The organism is Streptomyces sp. NH27, from assembly GCF_056859195.1.
The window spans coordinates 1-5,611 of sequence record NZ_JACEGK010000528.1 but is presented as its reverse complement, the minus strand read 5'-3'; the positions used below and the strand labels follow the sequence as shown (position 1 = coordinate 5,611).

General features: G+C 74.2%; 2 protein-coding genes. Both read right to left on the bottom strand.

What is annotated here, in order from left to right:
* Positions 1-179: 179 nt before the first annotated feature.
* A complete protein-coding gene (locus AC13HU_RS31075) occupies positions 180-1,793 on the bottom strand; it encodes an MFS transporter (RefSeq protein ID WP_483045310.1) in 1,614 nt (537 codons plus the stop codon).
* A gap of 243 nt (positions 1,794-2,036) precedes the next feature.
* Positions 2,037-5,611 (bottom strand): AfsR/SARP family transcriptional regulator (locus AC13HU_RS31070; protein WP_483045309.1); only part of this gene is annotated, 3,575 nt, incomplete at its 5' end.

The window sequence follows — 5,611 nt, the reverse complement described above, 5'->3', positions numbered from 1 at the left end:
GCGCCCAGTAGGACCTGGCCGCCCCACTCCCCACCGCACCGCCGCACGCCGCACCGGCCGGCCGTCTTCCCGTCGCCGGCCGGTGCGGCGTGCGGCGTGGAGTAGGCGGCGTCGGGAGAACGGTGGACGTGACGGTGGTGGGCGTCGCGGGGGTTTGATGTCCGGGCGCGGCAGACGGCTCAGGCCGTCGCCGCGCGCCCCGCTTCCGCACCGGTGCCCGACTGCTCCGGCAGCACCGGGTCCGCGTCCTCGCTGTGCTGTTCCAGCACCGCGGGGACACCCTTGAGCGTGCGCAGCGCGAACACCGCGCCCACCAGCATGATCGCCGCGGCCGCCAGCATCGTGGTGTGCATGCTGTCGGTGAACGCCTGCCGGGCCGCGTCCACGACGTGCTGCCCGGTCGCGCCGGCGAGCCGTCCACCGGTCTGCACGCCGCCCGCCACGGACTCACGGGCCGCCGACTTCTGGTCGGCGCTGAGCCGGCCGGGCAGCCGCAGGTCGTTGCGGTAGAGGGTGGTGAGCACCGAGCCGAGGATCGCGATGCCGAGCGCGCCGCCCAGTTCCATGCCGGTCTCGGAGATCGCCGCGGCCGCGCCGACCCGCTTGCGGGGCACGCTCGCCAGGATCGTGTCGGAGGTGACGGCGAAGGTGAAGATCACGCCGAGACCGTTCACGATGAGGATCGGCAGCAGGTGCCAGTAGTCGGTGTGCGGGGTGACCCAGGCGAGCCCCGCGGTGCTCACGGACATCAGCAGCAGGCCGAGCGCGACCGTACGGGCCCGGCCCACGCGCTGGACCAGCACCGTGGAGGCGGGCGCCCCGAAGGCCGCCGACAGCGGGCCGGGCAGCAGCGCGAGGCCCGCCATGAGCGGCGACCAGCCGTGCACGACCTGGAAGTAGAGCGAGCAGGCCAGCGACAAGGTGGACGAGGTGAACAGCGCGAAGGCGTTCGAAGCGAGGGCACCGGAGAACGCGGCGTTGTGGAAGAACTTCAGGTCGAGCAGGGGCTCGGCGAGCCGCCGCTGGCGGCGCAGGAAGGCGGTCAGGGCGACCACGCCGACCACCGCGCTGATCCACACCGCCGGGTCGTCGACGCCGTTGCGGGCCGCGGTCTTGATCGCGTAGATGATGCCGAGCATCCCGACGATCGACATCGGCACGCTGATCCAGTCGAGCCGGCCCGGGTGCGGGTTCCTGGACTCCGGCAGGATGACCGAGCCCACCGCCAGCACCAGCGCCATCAGCGGCACGTTGATCAGGAAGACCGAGCCCCACCAGAAGTGGTCGAGCAGCAGGCCGCCGACAACCGGGCCGAGCGCGAAGCTGACCGCGCCGATGCCGCTGCTCACACCGACCGCGGTGGTGCGCTCCTTGGGGTCGGTGAAGGCGTTGCGGACCAGGGACAGCGTGGAGGGCATGATCGTCGCCCCGGCGACGCCGAGCAGCGCACGGGCGGCGATCAGCATCCCCGGGCTGCTCGCGTACGCGGTGAGCGCGGAGGCGGCGCCGAAGCCGGCCACGCCCAGCAGCAGCAGCCGCTTGCGGCCGATCCGGTCGCCGAGGCTGCCCGCGAAGATCAGCAGACCGCCGAGGACGAAGCCGTACACGTCGACGATCCACAGCAGTTGTGTCGAGGAGGGGTGGAGTTGATCCGACAGGCTCGGCAGCGCGTAGTTCAGGACGCTGTTGTCGATACCGAGGAGGGCGGCGGCCACGCAGCAGACGGCCAGTACGGCCCAGCGGCGGCCGTCGGCCACGGCACCGGGCGGCGGGGTGGGAGATGTCGTCGTCATGGCACCGAGCGTGGGCGTGGCTGCTGACCGCCCGCTGACCGGCGGCGCACCGCCCGCTGACAGCGGATGTCAGTGCAGGTCGGAGGCTGTGCGCGCACAGGACGGCGGACGCTGGGAGAGGGCGGAGAGGCGGCGTGCGCAGTGGTCGGGCAGTGGTCGAGGCAGCGGGGGCGGGAGCGGCGACGGTGCGCGCGGGAACGGAGGGCGGCCGGGGAGGCGATGAGCGGGCGGTGGTGAGATGTCTCACTCGCCGAGGAGGTACTCCGTCGCCCGGGCGAGCGCGGCGGCCCGGTCCAGGCCGGCGGTGCTCGTGTACGCCTCCTGGTACGGGCCGTCGCCCAGCGCCGTACGGGCCGCGGCCCCCGTGGCCCGGGCGTCGGGTCCGTCGAGCGCGCCGCCGCGCAGGGCGTGCGCGACGCCGAGCAGCAGCGCGGCCCGGCGCGGGTCGCCGGTCAGCATGGCGAGGCCGGCGGCGGCCACGGCCGCGAGGGATCCGGTCACCGGGAACTGCATCGATACGCCGCCGTTGGTGGCCGCCGCCCGGAACCGGTCGCGGGCACCGGCCACGTCGCCCTCGACCACGGCGAGCCGCCCGAGGGCGACCAGCACCGAGGAGCGGGTGCTGTCACTGGAGAACCAGCCGCTCGGGCACTCCGCGAGCGCCTGCTCGCACAATGCCCGCGCCCCGGCCAGGTCACCCGTGAGCCGGGCGCACTCGCCGAGCCCGAGGTGGGCCATCGCCAGCATCTCCGGCGCGCCGGCCCGGCGGGAGAGCCGTACGGCCCGCTCGCAGTACGCGGTCGCGTCCTCGTACTCCTCCGCCCGCAGGCTGTACACGGCTCGGTTGCAGAGCAGTTCGGCCATGTCGAGGGCGGAGTCCAACTCCTCGGCCAGCTCCAGTGCCCGGCCGAGCAGTTCGACGGCCTCCTGGAGCCGGCCGCGGTAGTCGGCCAGGTCGGCGAGCACATTGAGGCAGGTGATCATGCCCCAGCGGTCGCCCTGCTGCTGGAAGCACTCCAAGGCACGGGTGCAGTCGCGCTGCGCGGCGTCCGCGTCGGCGGCCTCCATCCATGCCTGGAAGCCGGCGCCGAGGTAACCCAGCGCGCGGTACCACGGGTCGTTCTGCCCGTCGAGGATGTCCTCCAGCACCGCGAGGGTGTCGACGCTCGGGTCCGGCGCTCCCGCGAACGGCGCCCACAGCAGCGTGAGGACGGGAAAGTGCCGGGAGATCCGCTTCATCCGGTCGACGACGACGGTGGCCGCCGCCACGTGTTCGGCGTACTCCTCGGCGTCGGAAAGCGCGCCGACCACGGCCATCACGCAGAGGGCGTACTCCTCCTCCATGCCCTCCGGCGGGTTCGGTCCGAGCGCCGCAAGCACCTGCCGGGCGACCCCGACCCCCTCGTAACGCACCCCGCGCAGCAGCCAGTACGACGACAGCGCCGCGACCAGCCGCATCGTGGTGGCGATGTCGCCGGCGGCGAGGGCGCGGTGCAGGGCGGCCTGGAAGTTGTCGTTGTCGTCGGAGTACAGCCGCAGCCACTCCACCTGTTCGGCGCGGCGCAGATGCGGGTCCGCGTCGAGCGCGAAGTCCAGGAAGTGGGCGATGTGGGCATGTTGGGTGCGCTCGGCCTCGCCCGCTTCGGCCAGCTGCTCGGCGCCGTAGGCACGGATCGACTCCAGCATGCGGTAGCGGACCCGGCCGCTCGTGTCCGGCTGCTGGGCCACCACGAGGGACTTCTCGACGAGCGCGGCGACCAGGTCCAGGACATCGTCCGGGGCGATGCGGCGGGTACCGGCGCCGGGAGGGCGACTGTCGTCGGCGCCGGTCCGGTCGGGCGTATTGCTGGGCTGATCGGGCTGGTCGGGCTCGTCAAACCCATGGGGTCGATCAAGCTGGTCGGGCTGGTCCGCGCAGACCGCCTCCGCGGCGGCCAGCGTCCACCCGCCGGCGAAGACCGAGGCGCGGCGCAGCACCGCCCGCTCGTCCGCCGGAAGCAACTCCCAGCTCCACTCCACGACTCCGCGCAGGGTGCGCTGGCGCGGCTGGGCGGTACGGCTGCCGCGGGACAGCAGCCGGAAGAGCGCGTCCGGCCGCACGCCGAGGCTGTACGGCGCCGCGTCGTCGTTGGTGGCGGGCAACGCGCCGAGCCGGGCGGCGATATCGATGACCGACAGCGAACGCAGCCGGGCCGCGGCCAGTTCGATCGCCAGCGGCAGTCCGTCGAGCGCGGTACACAGCCGCAGTACGGCATCCACGGTCGCCGGGTCGGCGGTCGGGTCGAAGTCGGGGCGGACGGCCGCGGCCCGCTCCACGAAGAGCCGCACGGCGGGGGAGGAGAGCGCCACGTCACGATCTGCGCCGGGCCATGGCAGCGCCAGCGTCGGCACCGGGCAGAGCGCCTCGCCGTTGATGCCGAGCGCTTCGCGGCTGGTGGCGAGGATCCGCAGCAGGGGCAGCCCGGCGAGCAGACGCTCGGTGAAGTAGGCGACGTCGGCGACCACATGCTCGCAGTTGTCGAGAACGAGCAGCAGCGGCCGGTCGGCCAGCGCGGCCGTGATCCGGGACAGCGGGTCGGGTGTCACGCCGCCGGTGCCGTTGGCTGCGCCGGAGGTGGTCGCGGCGCCCGGGCCGCCGGCCGGCAGCAGCCCGCCCTCGCGAAGCCCGAGCCCGCCGAGGACGACCCGCGCCAAGGCGGCCCCGTCGTCGAGCCCGGCCAGTTCCACGAACCTCACGTCATCCGGGTGCCGCCCGGCCGCCTCCACCGCGAGCCTGGTCTTGCCCGCGCCGCCGGGGCCGATCAGCGTGACCAGCCGGCGCTGCGCCAACTGCTCGCCGATCCGGGCGATTTCTGTCTCACGGCCGATAAAGCTGGTGAGCTGGGCGGGAAGTTCATGGTGGGGCTGTGGCGATGTTCCACGTGGAACATGAGCTTCCGGGACTGTTTCACGTGGAACATGCGAGGTTGTCCGGAATGGTACGGCAGTGGGCTCGTCGGGGCGGGGGGCCGGGGGCGTAGTGCCGCCCGGGAACGCAGAACCGGCAGGCGCCGGTGGTCCCGGCGGCTCCAGGAGTTCCGGCGGTTCCAGCGGCTCCGGGGTCCCGATGAACGGGCCACCCGACGTCCCGTTCGCCGTCCTGCCCAGGAACCCTTCCGGTATCAGCGCCGGGTCGCCGCGCAGCACCGCGAGATGGACCGCGGCCAACTCCGGCCCCGGATCGGCCCCCAGCGAGTCGGCCAGCTCCCGCCGCGCCACGTCGTACGCCGCCAGCGCCTCCGCCTGCCGCCCGCTGCCGTACAACGCCCGCATCAACTGCCCACGCAGCCGCTCCCGCAGAGGATGCTCGGCCACCAACTCCCCCAGTTCCGCGACCACCTCGCGGTGCCGGCCGAGCGCCAGCTCCGCCTCGGCCCGGTCCTCCACCGCGCCCAGCCTCAGCTCCTCCCACCGCGCCGCCTGCGCCACCACGAAGGGCGCGTCCCCCACATCGGCCAGCGCGGGGCCCCGCCACAGCCCGAGTGCGTCCCGCAGCCGCCCGGCGGCCACGTCCGGCTGCCCGGCCGCCAGCGCCTCCCGCCCGCGCAGCGCCAGCCGCTCGAACCGGTACGCGTCCACCTGATCCGGCTCCGCGGCCAGCCGGTACCCCGACGGGTGCCCCTCCACCGCCACCGGCAGCACCTGCCGCAGCCGCGAGAACTGCGACTGCACCGCGTTCACCGCGCCGGCCGGCACGTCCTCCCCGTACAGGCCGCGGAACAGCCCCTCCGCCCCCACCACCCGCCCGGCGTCCCGCGCGAGCAGGGCCCGCACCGCCC